The sequence below is a fragment of the Streptomyces sp. NPDC057428 genome (genome assembly GCF_042803195.1).
Classification (GTDB): domain Bacteria; phylum Actinomycetota; class Actinomycetes; order Streptomycetales; family Streptomycetaceae; genus Streptomyces.
The window spans coordinates 1-15,940 of sequence record NZ_JBHVCT010000115.1; the positions used below are offsets into that span (position 1 = coordinate 1).

16 protein-coding genes and 1 pseudogene are annotated in these 15,940 nt (G+C 70.9%); 5 read left to right on the forward strand and 12 right to left on the reverse strand.

Annotated features, from left to right (window positions below; translation table 11 throughout):
- Positions 1 to 427 precede the first annotated feature (427 nt).
- Both ACFU5K_RS28560 and ACFU5K_RS28565 read left to right on the forward strand, forming a co-directional pair.
- Positions 428 to 691, forward strand: a complete 264-nt coding sequence (locus tag ACFU5K_RS28560) for a hypothetical protein (protein ID WP_384066718.1) — start codon at positions 428 to 430, stop codon at positions 689 to 691.
- A gap of 304 nt (positions 692 to 995) precedes the next feature.
- Positions 996 to 1,832 (forward strand): hypothetical protein, encoded by an 837-nt coding sequence (locus tag ACFU5K_RS28565; protein ID WP_384066720.1) that lies wholly within the window; start codon positions 996 to 998, stop codon positions 1,830 to 1,832.
- Positions 1,833 to 2,038: 206 nt separating this feature from the next.
- On the opposite strand, the gene ACFU5K_RS28570 is transcribed toward ACFU5K_RS28565, so the two are convergent.
- The 3 genes from ACFU5K_RS28570 to ACFU5K_RS28580 form a co-directional block, all read right to left on the reverse strand.
- Entirely contained in the window at positions 2,039 to 2,488 is a 450-nt protein-coding gene (locus tag ACFU5K_RS28570) for a YchJ family protein (RefSeq protein ID WP_384066721.1), read from the reverse strand.
- A gap of 188 nt (positions 2,489 to 2,676) precedes the next feature.
- Positions 2,677 to 2,913 (reverse strand): DUF397 domain-containing protein, encoded by a 237-nt coding sequence (locus ACFU5K_RS28575; RefSeq protein ID WP_384066723.1) that lies wholly within the window; start codon positions 2,911 to 2,913, stop codon positions 2,677 to 2,679.
- Positions 2,913 to 3,773 carry a helix-turn-helix domain-containing protein gene (locus tag ACFU5K_RS28580; protein WP_384066725.1) on the reverse strand — a complete coding sequence of 287 codons (861 nt, stop codon included), beginning with the start codon at positions 3,771 to 3,773 and terminating at the stop codon, positions 2,913 to 2,915. Before ACFU5K_RS28580 ends, ACFU5K_RS28575 begins: the two co-directional genes overlap by 1 nt.
- Before the next feature lie 205 nt (positions 3,774 to 3,978).
- On the opposite strand from ACFU5K_RS28580, the gene ACFU5K_RS28585 reads away from it, so the two are divergent.
- Positions 3,979 to 4,437 (forward strand): ATP-binding protein, encoded by a 459-nt coding sequence (locus ACFU5K_RS28585; protein ID WP_384066727.1) that lies wholly within the window; start codon positions 3,979 to 3,981, stop codon positions 4,435 to 4,437.
- The gene (locus ACFU5K_RS28590; protein WP_384066729.1) at positions 4,431 to 4,871 is read left to right on the forward strand and encodes a hypothetical protein; all 441 of its coding nucleotides are present in this window, start codon (positions 4,431 to 4,433) and stop codon (positions 4,869 to 4,871) included. Before ACFU5K_RS28585 ends, ACFU5K_RS28590 begins: the two co-directional genes overlap by 7 nt.
- 22 nt (positions 4,872 to 4,893) lie before the next feature.
- Here the strand turns inward: ACFU5K_RS28590 and ACFU5K_RS28595 are convergent, their stop codons facing one another.
- From ACFU5K_RS28595 to ACFU5K_RS28630, 8 genes are all read right to left on the reverse strand, one after another.
- Positions 4,894 to 6,240, reverse strand: coding sequence for a 6-phospho-beta-glucosidase (locus ACFU5K_RS28595; protein WP_384066730.1), 1,347 nt, complete (start codon positions 6,238 to 6,240; stop codon positions 4,894 to 4,896).
- A gap of 82 nt (positions 6,241 to 6,322) precedes the next feature.
- Positions 6,323 to 7,846 (reverse strand): cytochrome P450, encoded by a 1,524-nt coding sequence (locus ACFU5K_RS28600; protein ID WP_384066731.1) that lies wholly within the window; start codon positions 7,844 to 7,846, stop codon positions 6,323 to 6,325.
- A gap of 76 nt (positions 7,847 to 7,922) precedes the next feature.
- Positions 7,923 to 8,540, reverse strand: coding sequence for an ATP/GTP-binding protein (locus tag ACFU5K_RS28605; protein WP_384066733.1), 618 nt, complete (start codon positions 8,538 to 8,540; stop codon positions 7,923 to 7,925).
- Positions 8,521 to 8,889: a DUF742 domain-containing protein gene (locus ACFU5K_RS28610; RefSeq protein ID WP_327112472.1), complete on the reverse strand. Its 369-nt coding sequence runs from the start codon at positions 8,887 to 8,889 to the stop codon at positions 8,521 to 8,523. The genes ACFU5K_RS28605 and ACFU5K_RS28610 overlap by 20 nt, the downstream gene beginning before the upstream one ends.
- A complete protein-coding gene (locus ACFU5K_RS28615; RefSeq protein WP_014152870.1) occupies positions 8,886 to 9,293 on the reverse strand; it encodes a roadblock/LC7 domain-containing protein in 408 nt (135 codons plus the stop codon). Before ACFU5K_RS28615 ends, ACFU5K_RS28610 begins: the two co-directional genes overlap by 4 nt.
- Positions 9,290 to 10,909: a sensor histidine kinase gene (locus ACFU5K_RS28620; protein WP_384066736.1), complete on the reverse strand. Its 1,620-nt coding sequence runs from the start codon at positions 10,907 to 10,909 to the stop codon at positions 9,290 to 9,292. Before ACFU5K_RS28620 ends, ACFU5K_RS28615 begins: the two co-directional genes overlap by 4 nt.
- 625 nt (positions 10,910 to 11,534) lie before the next feature.
- Positions 11,535 to 12,041: a MarR family winged helix-turn-helix transcriptional regulator gene (locus ACFU5K_RS28625; RefSeq protein ID WP_384066738.1), complete on the reverse strand. Its 507-nt coding sequence runs from the start codon at positions 12,039 to 12,041 to the stop codon at positions 11,535 to 11,537.
- Positions 12,038 to 13,729: an FUSC family protein gene (locus ACFU5K_RS28630; protein ID WP_384066740.1), complete on the reverse strand. Its 1,692-nt coding sequence runs from the start codon at positions 13,727 to 13,729 to the stop codon at positions 12,038 to 12,040. Before ACFU5K_RS28630 ends, ACFU5K_RS28625 begins: the two co-directional genes overlap by 4 nt.
- 326 nt (positions 13,730 to 14,055) lie before the next feature.
- Between ACFU5K_RS28630 and ACFU5K_RS28635 the strand changes: the two genes are divergently transcribed.
- A complete protein-coding gene (locus ACFU5K_RS28635) occupies positions 14,056 to 15,312 on the forward strand; it encodes an ROK family protein (RefSeq protein WP_384066742.1) in 1,257 nt (418 codons plus the stop codon).
- Positions 15,313 to 15,394: 82 nt separating this feature from the next.
- Here the strand turns inward: ACFU5K_RS28635 and ACFU5K_RS28640 are convergent.
- Positions 15,395 to 15,940, reverse strand: a pseudogene (locus tag ACFU5K_RS28640) (xylose isomerase); the annotation flags it as partial.

Here is a 15,940-nt window from a genome sequence, read left to right on the forward strand (position 1 = left end):
CCACACCGCATCCCGCTTCCACCACGCTCCCACCGTGACGGCCAGTCATCCAACGCCGGAAACCATCACGCTCCGATTACCCGCTGAATGTTTGCATCGAAAGGGCTCCGAAGACCTCTTCGACCTCGGGGTTGCGGTTGGTTCGGGAGAGCGGGATCCCCGCTTCGCCACCGAGCCGTGCTGCGGGCCCTGCAGTTACGGACGCACGGCACCCAGAACCTGAACTGACGGTGCATCACATGAGACACCGCGCGTCAACTTACTTGCAAGTAATGCGAAATAGACGGTCAGTCCCAAACGGTTGTCACACGGAGACGTTCTCAACGAGAAACCAGGAACCGCGTCCCGTACATATGGAGGAGTGGTGGCACACCGGCCGCCGCACAGCACCGCCTCCTGGCCGACCACCCGAAAGGGAACCCCCCCCATGACCGCCTCGCACCTTCTCGTCCCCGTGCCCATCCCGGACCGGGTCGCCGCGCTCATCGGCTCCTGCACCCCGCCGCACATCCTGCAGGCGGAGTTCGACGCCGACTGCGCCGCCCGCGAGGTGCGCAGGTTCCGGGGGCCGAGGCTGGGCATCGAGGACCAGGCCGACCGGGAGCAGGCACTGTCCGAGCTCGCGTGGGCCAACAAGGTGCTGTCGGCCCATCACCCTCATCTCGCGGTGCGTCCTGGCGGGCCCTGGTAGCGCTTGCGGGAGAGGGGTGCTCTCGGTCCCGGCTGTAGCCGGCGCCGCCCAGGATCTGGACGGCCTTCCTCTGCCGGGCCGGGGCCGCACCGCCGGGGCCCGGCCGGCCCGGCCCCCGCCGCCCAGCCGGCAGGCCCCGTCGGGACCGGCTGCGAAGGCGGGCGAGAGAATATCGGGCGGTGACGACACCTGGGACACGAGTGACTCCTGTGGGGCAGAGATCAAAGCGCTCCATGGTCGTGAACGGGCAGCACCGGCATAGCTATTGGCCCACGACCCGATCCCGAACCCCCTGGGAGTACCTTTGAGCGCCCCGTCCGGCGGACAGCGTCCCTCCGTCCTCTTCGTCACGGATCTCGCCTACGAGGCGCGCGGCCGGCGTTACTGCGACGAGGACATCTTCCTGACCTCCCGGCTGCGAGAGTCCTTCGACATCGCGCTCTGTCACCCCTGTGATGCGGCGGCCCTGCTCGACCGGTTCGACGCGGCCGTCGTCCGCAACAGCGGTCCCGTGCTCCACTACCGGGAGGCCCACGACGCGTTCCGGGCCAGGGCGCGGGAGTCGGGCGTCCGTGTCTACAACACGCTCGACGGGCGTGGTGACATGGTGGGCAAGCAGTACCTGGTCGGCCTGAGCCGTGACGGCTTCCCTGTCATCCCGACCGTGGACCGTGCCGAGGACCTCGGGCTGCTCCCCCGAGCGGCTCAGTACGTCGTCAAGCCGAAGCTCGGCGCGGATTCGGTGGGCCTGCGCTCCACCGCGGCCCCGGAGCTCCCGGCGGACTCCGGCGACACCCTGCTCGTCCAGCCCTGGATCGACTTCCGCTACGAGGTGTCCTTCTACTTCGTGGACCACGACTTCCAGTACGCCCTGCACGCGCCGCATCCGGAGCGGCGATGGGTGCTGGAGCCGTACGCGCCGAGTCCGGCGGACCTCGACTTCGCGCGCCGCTTCGTGGAGTGGAACACCCTCACGCACGGCATCCAGCGGGTGGACGCCTGCCGGACGGCCGGAGGCGAACTGCTCCTCGTCGAGCTGGAGGACCTCAATCCGTACCTGTCCCTGGACCGTGTCACGGACGAGGTCCGCGAGTCGTTCGTCGCCAGGATGCGGGACTCGGTGAGGCAACTGCTGAGCTGATCCGTCTCAGACCGACCGGCGAATGGGGGGTGGAAGAAGGAGCGGGGCTGGGTGCGTGCAGCTGCAAGGCGGAGGACTGAGGCATGGCGGAGCCATGGTGATTGACGACAACGCCGGAGGGGGGCCCTCCCTGCTCGAGCGAAGCCGAGAGCTTGGGGGAGTGCGTGCCCAGCCCCGCGACGCCGCTCCCCATTTGCCGGTCGGTCTCAGTCGACGAAGACCGCCGTCGCGTAGACCCAGGCCCCGTCGTGCCGCACGAAGCGGCTCTTCTCGTGGAGGGCGCCGGGACGGCCGCCGTCGGTGTAGTGCGCGCGGAAGGTCACCGTGCCGGTGGTGTGGAACGCGCTCCCCTCCGTGGTCTCCAGGATGTCCAGACCCGTCCAGCGCATCGCCGGGTCGAAGTCCACGGACGGCGGGCGCGTCTCCGGGTGCCAGGTGCGCAGCAGATAGCCGGCGTCCTGGACGACGAAGGCCGCGTACCGGGAGCGCATCAGCGCCTCGCAGGTCGGGGCGGCCGCCGTCCCCGCGTGCAGCCTGCCGCAGCAGTCCCCGTACGTGGCGCGCAGGCCGCACGGACACGGTGATTGCGGGGTGATCCGGCCGGGGCTCGCTCCGGCGGGGGCCGATCCGCGGGGGCGGGAGGTACGTCGTGACATGGGTCTATTGTGACCTGCAGCCCGGAGGGGCCGGCGAGGGGCGCCGGTCAGGGTGGTCCGGGCCCACCCGCCGGGTCAGGCAGCGAGGAGCTCCTGGGCCATCTGTTCGTCGATCGGAAAGTTGTCCTTGCCGCCGAGGTCGGTGATTGCGGCGAACAGCGTTTGGGCGAAAGATGTACGGCTGTGTGTCAAGTGAGCAGGAAATCGGCCTGGCCGGCCTTGGCGCCCTGGATGAAAGCGGCGACCTCGCCGTTGGAGTAGATGAGCGCGGGGCCGTCCGGGTCGGCGGACTGCCGCACGGCGACCCTGCCGTCTGCCAGCTTCATGGCCTCGATGCAGTTGCCCCCGTTACCACCGCTCCACGGCTTGTACCAGCCTTCACTGCCGAGGTCGGCGGCCGGCATGCCGTTGTATATGTGGTTCATCACAGCTCCTTGCGGAAGTCCCTGAGGATTTCCTTCGTGCGTTGTGCAGTCGCGGCATGGGCCGCCATGCGGTCCATGACCTCGAGATAGGAAGCCACCTCGGGGCGCGCGTCGAAGTACACGGCGCCGGTCAGGTACTCGCTGTAGACCATGTCCGGGAGTTCCGGGATGGCGAAGCGGAAGAGGACGAACGGTCCGTAGGTGCCCGGGTGGTGACCGTTCGCGAACTCCGCGACCTGCAGGGTGACGTTGGGCAGGTCCGTCGCTTCGAGCAGCCGGTCGGCCTGGGCCCGCATGACATCGGGGTCGCCGACGGGGCGGCGCAGGACGGTCTCGTCCATCACCACCCACAGCTTCGGCGCCTCCGCCTTGGTCAGCAGGGACTGCCGTTCCATGCGCAGCGCCACGTAGCGCTCGATGTCCTCGGGCCGGGCCTGGCCGACCGCTCCGGTACGCAGGACGGAGCGGGCGTAGTCCTCGGTCTGCAACAGGCCCGGGACGAAGTGGGGTTCGTACGTACGGAGGAGGCTCGCCGCGCCCTCCAGACTGACGTACATGCTGAACCAGTCGGGCAGCACGTCGTGGAAACGCTGCCACCAGCCGGGCTTGTTGGCCTCCTCCGCGAGCTCGACGAACGCGTCGGCCTCGTCGTCGGCGATCCCGTAGGCCTTGAGCAGGAGTTGGACGTACGGGATCTTCAGCCCGACTTCGGCTGTCTCCATCCTGCGTATGGTGCCCGGGGCGACACGGAGCACCTTCGCAGCCTGGTCGCGGTTCAGGCCGACGCGCTCCCGCAGATCCTGCAGTCGCTTGCCCAGAACCACCTGCCCCACGGTCGGGGCGGACCGCGGTTCGCTCACTTCAGACCTCCCGATGCATGGTGTGTCAGCAGTGTGCCATGCACATGCGTCCGAAGGACACAGCCACTCTGGAATTTTCAGAGTGCCCCTTGCCAAGTGTGCATGTCAGAGAGAGAGTTGGGGATGAACCAGTTCGCGTGGTCGCGCCCGCCCCGTTCCGGGACGGCGCGAAGCGTGACACAGCCCCCACTGTGAGGATTCGGTCGTGGCACCTGGCAGTGCGCTCATTCCCCGGTTCGTGGACCTCAGCCCCGGGGCGGAGGCGCTCCGTTACTGCTTCGCGCTGCCCGCACACCCCGAATCGGTGGCGGGTGCACGCCGCCTGACGCAGGCCAGGCTCGACGAGTGGCGGCTGACGGGGGACACGCACGACGCGGCGGTCCTGATCGTCTCGGAACTGTTCACCAACGCCGTCGTGCACACGGCGAGCGCGCGGGTGGTCTGCGAGCTCCGGTGCGGCGGGGGACGGTTGCGCATAGCGGTGCAGGACCAGGGACACCAGCCCGGTGGTCCACGGCTGTCCCTCACGGCCGACGGCGAACACGGTCGCGGACTGCTGCTCGTCGACTCCATGTCCCTGGCCTGGGGTTCACACGACGCGGGGGTCCACTCCGGTCGGATCGTGTGGGCGGAGCTCCCGGACGGCACGGAGCGGGCATGCTGAAGCAAGCGCTGTCCCACCTGCTCGGCGCGCGTCACGGCCGGTCGGGCGAGGAGGAAGGCACGACGGGCCGGGTGCGGCTTCCGCTGCCGCCCGCGCTGTCGGCGAGCCTCGGCTGCGACGCCGTGGGGGTCCCCGCGCAGTACGGGTTCCGGCTGATGTCGCACCTCCCCCGCACCGGTTGCGTGTTCGCCGATGCGGACCAGTGGTGGTGGATCGTGCCGTCCGGTTCCGATCTCGATCTGGACTGGCCCGAACAGGCGTCGTACGCCACCGGGGCCTACGTACCCGCGGGGCGGCCCCGCCTGATCCACGCGCCGGACAGCCGCACGCCGTACACCCCGCCGATCCCACTGTTCCTGATGGTCTGCCAGATCACCGGCGTGGCGCCCTCCTGGGACCCGTCCGGCGGGCCGAGGGCGCTCTCCGCCCCCTGACACGGGTCGCGGACAGGCTCCGTCACGGCCGGTCGAGGTAGGCGAGCCCCGGGTGGACCCGGGTGTATCCCTCGACCAGGCGCCGGGCGACGGAGACGGAGTCGACCAGCGGATGCAGGGCGAAGGCCCGCACGGCCGCCTCCCGCGAACCGCTCTCCGCAGCCTCCAGCACCGCCCGCTCCACCGCCTTCACCGCGGTGACCAGCCCGACCGCGTGGTACGGGAGGGGGTCGACGGCGACCGGGTGGGCGCCGTTGGCGTCGACCAGGCAGGGCACTTCGATGACGGCGTCCGCGTCGAGGACGGAGAGCGTGCCACGGTTGCGCACGTTGAGGATCAGTGTGGTGCGCTCGTCGCGGGCGACGGCGCGCATCAGGGCGAGGGCCACCTGCTCGTAGCCGCCGGATTCGAGGTCGCTCTCCTCCCGCTCGCCGGCCCCGGCCACGTCCCGGTTCTCCGACATGTAGGTCGCCTCGCGTTCGGCACGCGTACGGTCCCAGGTGGCCAGCGCGGGAGCGGCCGGGTCCTTCATCAGTGCGTAGAACCCCTCCTGCTGCTCACGGAGGAAGGCGCCCCGGGTCTGCTCGGCGTCCTGGTAGGCGCGGACGGCCTCCCGGTTGAAGTAGTAGTAGTGCAGGTACTCGTTGGGGACGGCACCCAGCGAACGCAGCCAGTCGGAGCCGAAGAGCCGGCCCTCCTCGAAGGAACCGAGCAGCGCCGGGTCGCCGAGCAGGCGCGGGAGTTCGTCGCGGCCTCCGACGCGGAGTCCGCGGACCCAGCCCAGGTGGTTGAGTCCGACGTAGTCGATCCACGCCAGGTCCGGGTCCGCGCCGAGCACCCGGGCGATCCTGCGGCCCAGCCCCACCGGGGAGTCGCAGATGCCGATGACCCGGTCGCCGAGGTGCCGGGACATGGCCTCGGTGACCAGGCCGGCCGGGTTGGTGAAGTTGATGACCCAGGCGTCGGGGGCGAGCCTGGCGATGCGGCGGGCCAGCTCGGTGGCCACGGGGACCGTGCGCAGCCCGAAGGCGATCCCGCCCGCCCCGACCGTCTCCTGGCCGAGGACGCCTTCGTCGAGTGCGACGCGCTCGTCGGCCGCGCGGCCTTCGAGTCCGCCCACCCGGATGGCGGAGAAGACGAAGTCCGCCCCCCGCAGAGCCGCGTCCAGGTCGTCGGTTGCGACGGTCTCGGGCGCGTCTGCGACACCGGCCGCCTGTTCAGCGAGCACCCGGGCGACGGCGGTGAGCCGGTCCGCGTCCGTGTCGTACAGGGTCACCCGGGAGACGCGGCCCTCGGCGTGGTCCCCGAGCAGCGCCCCGTACACGAGTGGCACGCGGAATCCGCCGCCGCCAAGAATTGTCAGCTTCACGCTGCTCGATGGTACGGGGCGGGGGCCCGGTACCCCGGACCCGAAGGCCCGGGGCGCCGGTCCGGTCTCCTGCGGTCCGGCCTCAGTGACCGTTCCACCACCGCACGACGGCGTGCCAGATCTTCGTCCGCCCGGTCCGCTGACCCGGAATGAGGGCTCCCTGTGCCGAAGCCGCGAGCGGGTCGGCGGTCCGCACGCCGGCCGGTGCGTGGCCCGCGGGGACCGCTCCCCCGGGGCTTTTGCGTCCGGGCGAGGCCACTTCCCAGTCGGTCGCCGCCCGGGACCTCGCCATGGCGGGCAGCGGTTCGTCGTCGATCTTCTGCTGGGGACTGGGGGCGAAGCTCGCGGGCAGGTCCACCAGATGCCGGGAGACGAAGTTGCCCACCCAGGTCAGTTTGTCCTCGTCGACGCTGAGTTCCAGGTCGGGAAGGCGCATCAGCAGCGCGTCGACGCCCACGTCGGCGATGGCGCGCCCGATGTCCTGCCCCGGGCACTCGTGGGGTCCGCTGCTGAAGGCCATGTGGGCGCGGTTGCCCTCCATGCCCGCGGTCAGGTCGGGCCGGACGACGGGATCGGTGTTGGCCGGGGCGATCCCGACGATCAGTGCGTCACCGGCCTTGATCTGCTGTCCGCCGAGCTCGGTGTCGCCCACCGCCCAGCGTCCCAGGATCGAGGTGAACGGCGGTTCGTCCCACAGGGTCTGCTCCACGGCTTCGGGCACGGTCATGTGCCCGCCGCTCAGCCGCGCCCGGAACCTCGGGTCGGTGAGCACCATGCGCAGTACGTTCGCGATGAGGTTGGTGGTCGTCTCGTACGCGACGATGAGCACCACGCGCAGGTGCTCGGCGACCTCCTTGTCGGTGAGCGCTGCGGGGTGCTCGACGAGCCAGGTCGCGAAGTCCTCGGCCGGTGTCTCCCTGCGGCGCTCCACGAGGCGGTTCAGCGTGTCGACCAGGAAGGCGTTGCTCGCGATGGCGGTCTCGGTGCCCCGTGTCAGGTCACGGGCCGCCTCCACCAGGCGCTCGCTGTAGTCCTCCGGCATGCCGACGATCGCGCACATGACCATCATCGGGAGCTGTTCGGCGAACTGGCTGACCAGGTCGGCGTGGCCCTCCTGGCAGAAGTCGTTGACGAGCCGGTTGCTGTAGCGGTTGATGTGGCGGCGGACGCCGCGGGTGTCGATGCGGGCGATGCTGTCGGTGACCGCTCCGCGCAGTCGCTCGTGGGTCTCACCCTCGGCGAAGGAGCACACCGGCTGCCAGGTGAAGATCGGGGCCAGCGGGTGGTCCGCGGCCACGCTTCCGTCCCGCAGGGCGTGCCACCGGCGTGAGTCACGGGAGAACTGCGAGGGCGTACGGGTCAGTTGGAGGTTCTCGCTGTGCCCGAGCACCAGCCAGGCGGGGACGTCACCGTGCATCAGGACGGGCGCAACCGTGCCGTGCTCGGCGCGGAGCTTCTCGTAGAGACCCGCGGGGTCCGACTCGGCCTCGGGGCCGTAGAGGCGGCGCAGTCCCCCGGGGCCGATGCCCATGCCGTGCGCGGGGCACTGCGGGGGCGGCACCGGACCTGCGGCCGAACCGGGTTCGTGCTGGAAGGGGGTTGTCACTGTGGCTCCAGGGATAAGACGTTCCGGGACCGGGCAGGGCGACACGGTCCGTTCGGGGGGAGGTGTGCGCGTGCGGTCATCCGGCGAGCGGTACGGCCAGGCTGTGCAGGTAGCGCATCAGGGTCATCAGGACGTCGCGGCTGGACGTGCGCAGGCGGGCGTCGCAGTCGATCATCGGTACTTCTTCGGCCAGATCGAGGGCATTGCGCAGGGCCTCGACCGGGTGGTGCGGCGCGTCGGGGAAGGTGTTGACCGCGACGACGAACGGCACGCCGCGCTCCTCCAGCCTGCCGATGACGTCGAAGCTGGTCTGGAGGCGCCGGGTGTCGATGAGGACGACGGCTCCGAGAGCGCCTTCGAACAGCCCGTTCCAGAGGAACCAGAAGCGCTCCTGGCCGGGGGTGCCGAAGAGGTAGAGGATCAGTTCGTCGCTGAGGCTGATCCGGCCGAAGTCCATGGCGACGGTGGTCGCGGTCTTGGTCTCCACGCCCCTGTTGTCGTCCACACCGACGCCGGCCTGGGTCATGGTCTCTTCGGTCGTCAGAGGACGGATCTCGCTGACCGAGCCGACCATCGTCGTCTTGCCGACCCCGAACCCGCCCACGACGACGACCTTCACCGCGGCCGTGGCCGTGCTCGGGAGGACGTCCTCGCTGCGGGGGCCCGGGATCGTGTCAGAGCTTCTGAAGTCCATGCATCACCGCTTCGAGGAGGGACCGGTCGGGGAGCGCGGCGCGGACGATGGGCGCGCGCGACTCGATCAGTTCGGTCGCCAGGAGTTCTGTCAGGAGGGAGGTGACCACGCTGAAGGGGAGGCTCAGGTAGGCCGAGATCTCCGCGACGGACAACGGCGCCCTGCAGAGCCGCAGGATCGCGGCCTGCTCGGGCTGGACCATGGGCGACGGCTCGGCCTGTGCCACCACCATCGTGACGAGGTCGAGCGCGGCGCGCTCACCGTCGGGAGCACCGGTGATCACGTACAGCCGTTCCGGATCGCTCAGCGCCGGGTCGGCCTTCTTGCGTTCTCGACGGGGAGCACTCATCCGGCCTGCCCGTCATGGCGCGGAGGGCTCGTCAGGTGTGCGCCGATGCGGACGACCATGTCACGCATGCGCGCACCGACGAGCCCGGCATCGACCGTCTCCCCGGCCAGCACCGCGAGATACGCTCCGGCTCCCGCGGCCATCAGGTAGAAGAACCCGCCCGTGACCTCGATGACGACGAGCTTCATGAGGCCGTCGCTGTACGGGATCTCGGTGGCGACGGCCGCGGCCAGGCTCTGCAGCCCCGCACAGGCGGCGGCGAGCCGGTCGGCGACGTCCGGGTCACCACCGTGGCGGGCGATTCGCAGGCCGTCGGCGGAGAGCACCACGATCTGGTGGATGCTCGGTACGTCGTCGGCCAGTTCCTTGAGCATCCAGTCCATGTTTCCCCGCTGCTGGATCACTTCTCGTCTCCCTTGTCCCACACGTCGTCAGAGTCTTCGCCGTGGTCCGGCTCCTTGGGCACACCGTTGACGGCCTGGGCGAAGGCCTCCAGCCAGAGGCCGGGCGCCGCCGTGCCGCCGCCGTGCCCGTTGCGTGCGGCGGCGGGCTCGGGTGCAGGCGCGGACTGCTGCGGGAGGTTGTGCGAACCGAGCGGTGCGCGGCCGCGGCTGCGGCGCTGCGGGAGTCCGCCGGCGGTCCACTCCGTCACCACGATCTCGTCGTCACCCATGGCCGCCGCCGCGGGTGCGGGCCGTGCCGCGGAGGCGGCCGGCGCGGGGACGGCGGGGACGGCCGCCGAGGGGACGGGGCCGGTCGCCGTGGGGCGGGCCGCCTTGTGCTTGCCACGCGGGGGTACGACGTGCTGCATCTGCGACATGTCGAGCGAGCTCTGGGGCCGAGAGGTGGCGCCGATGCCGTGTGCGATGCCGGGCGCGGGCCCGGTGGTGATCATGTCGCGCGGCACGATGAGCACCGCGCGGACACCGCCGTACGCGGACTGCCTCAGGGAGACCTGGAGTTGGTACATGCGGGACAGCCGGCCGACCACGGCCATGCCGAGCCGCGGGGACTCCCCCAGGTCGTTCATGTTGATGCCGGCCTGGGCCTGGGCGAGCATCTTCTCGGCCCGCGCCCTGGCCTCCTCGCTGAGGCTGACGCCGCCGTCCTCGATCTCGATGGCGATACCCGTCTGCACCTCGACCGCGGTGACGTGCACCCGGGTCTGGGGCGGCGAGTAGCGGGTCGCGTTGTCGAGGAGCTCGGCGCATGCGTGGATGAGCGGCTCGACCGCGGTGCCGACGATGGCGACCTTCGCGATCGAGTGCAGATCGACGCGCTGGTACTCCAGGATCCGTGACATCGCGCCGCGCAGCACGCTGAACAGCGGCACTGCCTTGGGCCACTGACGGCTCGGCCGGGCGCCACCGAGCACGGCGATGGAGTCGGCCAGCCGGCCGATCAACGCGGTGCCGTGGTCGATGCGGAGCAGGTCGTCGAAGACCTCGGGGTTGCGCCCGTGGTGGTCCTCCATCTCCCGGAGTTCACTGGCCTGTCGGTGGACGATGGCCTGGACGCGGCGGGCGACACTGACGAAGGCGCGCTGCGCGGAGTCACGCATCGCCTCCTCGTTGTCGATGATGTCGAGGACCTGGAGGACCAGGGCGCGCTGCGCCTGGGGGAGGCTGCGGTAGGACGCGTCGGCGTCGACGATGTCGCGCATGACCTCCTGCGGCGAGTTGCTCGCACGCAGCCGGCGGATCGCGGCAGGCAGGAGTTCCTTGGTGAGCCGGACGGTCTCCTGGTCGTACGAGGCGATCCGGTGCTCCAGGAGCGAGATGCGCTGTTCGTACTCGGCACGCTGCACGCGCATCGCGCGGCGCCGGCGGTTGAGTACGACGGTGAGCGCGGCGACCACGACGGTGGCGATCGCTCCGCACCAGACGACGGCCGCCCGCACGTCCCCGGTGACCGGCACCGCGCCGGCCGCCGTGGCTCCGGCCATCAGTACGACGGGCGGCAACGCTGCACGGATTGCGGGGACGTCTCTGTTGGTCGGCGGTGATTCAACACGGACCATCTAAACCCTCTGGCGGTTGATTCGGGAAGGTATTCGGGAGGTACAGCACTTGTGCTGACAGTTGTGAACAAGTGCTTGAATTCATAACAACTCGACTTCACTGCGCGTGAGCCTAGCCAGATCAGAACAGTGCTTCGGCACATTCACCCAACCCCCTGCGCGAGCACGCGGGCAGTAATACACTCGCCAGTTTTCGTACTCAACGCCGCCGAGCGTGCGCGGGGAGTGACGCCCGACTCGAATCGGGCGAAATCAGGCACTCGCGTCCCGCTGAACGGGACGGGCAGGCACACAGGAGAGCCAGAAATGGCCAGCAGATATATGGAAAAACTAGCCGTTTTGTCGCTCGTCACAGCGATTTTCGCGAGTGTCTGCGAATTACCGTGTACCGCAGAGTGGGATGAGGGCACAGGTGCGCGAATCAGATCGAAAGGAGCAGACACCTGAGCGACGGACGAGCGTGCGGACAGTGCGCCTCTGGCCGGCTGTACCCGCCCGTCCGGAAGCCCGGGGCCGCCCGGTGCCGGTTCGCCACCCTCGGAACTGTCACTGTCAGTGAAGCCGACCCGTCGGCCGGACCGCACCGGACTCCACGTTCACCTCGACCCGAAGGCGGTCCGGGGCCTCAGTGGCGGCCGCCTCCGAGGCGGCCCTCCAGGTGCACCAGCAGCTCACCGAGCTGTCCGCTGAGCCCGCTACGGGTCCCCTCGTCAAGACCGGAGAGCACCGACCGTTCGTAGGCGAGCTGCTCGGGCAGCAGCCGGTCGACCAGCTCACGGCCGGCCCCGGTCAGTCCGACGTGGGCGACCCTTCGGTCCCTGACGTCGCTGCGGCGGGCGATAAGCCCGGCATCCTGCAGCGCGCGCAGACGCTTGGTGACGGCGGCACCGGACGAGAAGGTCTCGCGGGCCAGTTCGCCGGGGGTGAGCTCGCGGTCGGTCCGGCGTACGGCGCCGAGCAGATCGAACTCGGCCCGGTTGAGTCCGGCGGCACGCAACGGGGCGTCCTCAGCCTGCTGGAGGAGCGCCGCGCAGCGGTTGATGCGGCCGATGAGTTCCATCGGCCCGGTGTCCAGAGCGGGGTTGACGGCCTGCCATTGCCGTACCACCGAGGCCACGATGTCGTCGGTCACACCACTCCGTCCGCCCGAGCCGGGGTGATCAGCCCCTGCCGCTGTACTGTCGCCGCGAGCGTACGGTGTCCTGCCCGCTCGGCGACGAGCAGCTCTTCCTCCGGCAGGGCACGCTGCCACCATTCACCGGATGCGACGTCACCGGCGTCACGCAGTTCGACCAGGCCGCGGGTCAGTTCCCGGCGGGCCGTCGCGAGCGCGGGGGCGCCGGCCTCCGGGTCGGCGACGGTCCGCTCCGCGCCGCGCCGCGCCTCTTCGGCGGCCACGAGCGCCTTCTCCACGCGGCCGGTCGCCCGGCGGTTGGTGACGGCGACGGCGGCCAGCAGTCCGACCACGACGCCCACCACGGTGTCCAGAGCCCGGTCGGCGACGAGCCCCCCGGCCGGGACGGACCCGCCGAATTCCAGGACGAGCAGTGCCATCGGCGTGACGGCGACGGAGCCGAGCCAGTAGTTCCGGGTGATCAGGGCCTCGGCCGCGAAACTGAAGGAGAGGACGCACAGGACCAGGACGAGCGGGCCGATCCGGGCGAGCGGGATGACGGCCGCGAAGACGAGCACACCGACGAGATTGCCGACGGTCCGCTGCAGGCCCCTGCTCCAGGAGAGGGAGAGGTTGGCCTGGTGGACGGAGGCTGCGGTCACGATGGCCCAGTAGGGGTGCCCGACACCCAGCACCGAGGACACGTAGCCGGCCATTGCGCAGCCGACGAGGGTACGCAGGGCGACGGGCAGCACCGGGGAATCCGGGGCCAGTGCGCGCCACAGTCCGCGCCGCGCCTCCTGCCGTCCGCGTCGCATCCGCCGCCCTGCGCGCTCGGCCTCGGCCCCGAAGATCTGCTCGACGGTCCCGGGCGCGGGCGGCGGTTCAGGGACGGGGCCCCGGCTGCGCGTCACCTCGGCCCATCGGCGCAGTTCAGCGGGACCGGCCCCCTCGGCCGGAGCTGCGGCGAGGGCGCGCTCGGCGTGGACGACGAGGCGTTCGAGCCCTTGGCGTACGGGGGTGGACCGCCCGGCGGCGAGCAGCGCCTGCCAGGCACCCTGGACCGTGGCGGCGGCGGCGTGCCGGGTGCGCGGCCCGGGAGCTGCCACGTACGCGGCAGCCGCGTCGAGCGCGCGGGCGGCGGCGAGACGCTCGGGTCCCTCCCTGTGCCACAACGCCGGTCCGGCGGTGACGGTCCAGGCGAAGGCTCCCGCGGCCAGCATCAGTGCCAGGTGCCCGGGCACCTGACCGATCTCCTGCGGCGCGAACAGGGCGGCCGAGGTGACGAAGGCGAAGATCACGTTGCCGGGCGGGCCGACACGCGTGGCGTCGCAGAAGGTCTTCTGGGCCGCCGCGAGGAGCGCGCCGACGGCGATCAGCACGGGCGTCGAGCCGGTGAGCGAGGCGGCCACCAGGGCGACCGCGAGACCGGCGGCCATCCCGAGCACCACCCGGACGACGGTGTGTGCCCGGCGGGCGTACGGCAGGTCGTGTCCGTAGAGCGCGCAGAGCGATCCGGCCATCGTGTACATGACGAGGTCGAGACGGCCGAGGGAGTGCAGCAGCAGATTCGGCACCGCGGAGGCGACGACCACGCTCAGCGCGGGCTTGTACCAGGTCTCCGCAGGCCTGTTCAGCCGAAGGGCTCCGGCGACCGGCAGTGTGCGGACGGGCGGCTTCCGGGATCGTACGGCTGTATCACTCACCTACATACCTTAGCAGGTGTTACACCTGTAAAAGACTCTGGCCGAGAACTCTCCCCCGGCTCCGGTGCCCCCCGCTTCGGCCCGGTCACAACGCGCCTGCTCATGGCCGTACTCGTCATGGCGCCACCGGCCATTCGACGGCCGTCGTTCTGCCCGGAAACCCCGCCCCCCTCGCGCTGCCCTGAAGCCCTGAGCCCCGGCGGCGCAGGTCCCGGGCGGGGGCGGGGGCCAGGAACCGGCCCCCGCCCCGGCTCCGGCCCGTCAGGACCCACGGGACCGCACCGCGAGCCCCGCGGGCAGGGGCATCACATAGGCTCGTCGACGATATGAAGAGCTACCTCACGCCCCTGGGGTCCAAGGCGGACAAGGACACCGTGCGACGGCACAACCTGAGCCTCGTGCTGCGCGCCGTGCGGGAGGAGGGCGAGGCCGGCGAGGCCACCAGGGCGGGGGTGTCGGCCCGGGTCGGACTCACCCGCGCCGCGGTGTCGTCCCTGGTCGAGCAGTTGCTCGACAGCGGCTTCGTCACGGAGTCGGGCAAGACGTTCAGCGGGCAGGCGGGCAGGCCCGGTACGGCGCTGAAAGTGGCGCGCACCGGGCCGGCCGGGCTGGGCGTGGAGATCAACATCGACTACGTCTCGGTGTGCGTCGTGGATCTCGCCGGCACCGGCCGCGTCCGGCAGACCGAGCACCTGGACAACCGCGGGACCCCGCCAGGCGAGGTGCTGGCCAGAGCCGCCGGGATCGCCGCCCGCACCCTGGACTCCGCGCGGGAGCAGGACCTGTACCCGGTCGGCGCGACTCTCGCACTGCCCGGGCTCGTCTCCGGCGGGTCCGTACGGCAGGCGCCGAACCTGGGCTGGAACGAGGTCGCCGCAGAGGACCTGTTCGCCGAGGCACTCGCCGCTCTGCGGCCCCGGACCGGACCGCTGCCGGTGCGCTCGGAGAACGAGGCGAACCTGGCGGCGCTGGCCGAGCTGTGGTTCGGCGGCCTCGGCCCGGTCCGCAGCTTCCTGTACCTGACGGGTGAGATCGGCGTCGGCGGCGCCCTGGTGCTCGACGGCGAACTGCTGCGCGGCGCGCACGGCTTCGCCGGGGAGATCGGGCACGTTGTGGTGGATCCGGCAGGACCGGAGTGCCGGTGCGGTTCGCACGGCTGCCTGGAGCAGTACGCCGGCCAGTCGGCCCTGCTGCGGGCGGCCGGCATCGACGAGGCGGGCAGCGGTGTCGCCGGTGTACGGGAACTGGAGCGGCGTGCGCAGGCCGGCGATCCCAGGGCGCTCGCCGCCGTGGGCGATGCGGGCCGGATGCTGGGGCAGGTACTGTCCGGCGCGGTGAACCTCTTCGACCCGGACGCGGTGGTGCTCGGTGGCATATACCGCTGCCTGATGCCGTGGTTGTCCCCGCCTGCCGACCAGGAACTGACGGGCCGCGTGGTCTCCGGCCTCTGGTCGCGCGACGGCGACCGGCTGCGGGCGTCGTCCGTCGCGGGCGACGCGGCGCGGGGCGCGGCGGCGCTGGTGGTGCAGGACGTGCTGGCCGACCCGGTCGCGTACGCCCCGCCGGCGGGGACCGGCGCCTGACACAGCGGGCTCTCCGCACCACGTCACACCCGCCCGGGGTGTCCGGCGGCAGGGCCGCCGGGCAACCCGGGTCGTGGTTGGTTCAGCGGGTGCCGAGGAGGTGTTCCAGGGCGAGTTGGTCGAGGGTTTCGAAGGCCATGGTGCGTTCGGCGGTGGTGGTGGCGTCGAAGTCTTCGTAGGCGGTGCGGTCGGCGAGGAGGGCCTTGAGGCCGTCGTCGGCGGTGGGGCGGGCGAGTTCGTGCAGGCGGGAGGCGGTGAGGGCTTTCTGGACGGCGGGGTCGGCGCGGAAGGCGGCGGCGCGTTCCTTGAGGACGAGGTAGTTGCGCATGCAGTTCTTCGCGGATTCCCAGACGCCGTCGATGCCGTCGGTGCGTACGGGCTTGAAGTCGAAGTGGCGGGGGCCTTCGTAGCCCGCGGTCTCCAGGAGGTCGACGAGCCAGAAGGCCTGGCGCAGGTCGCCGGCGCCGAAGCGGAAGTCCTGGTCGTACTTGATGCCGGACTGTCCGTTGAGGTCGATGTGGAAGAGCTTGCCAGCCCACAGGGCCTGGGCGATGCCGTGGGGGAAGTTGAGTCCGGCCATCTGCTCGTGTCCGGTCTCGGGGTTCACGCCGACCATCTCGGGCCGTTC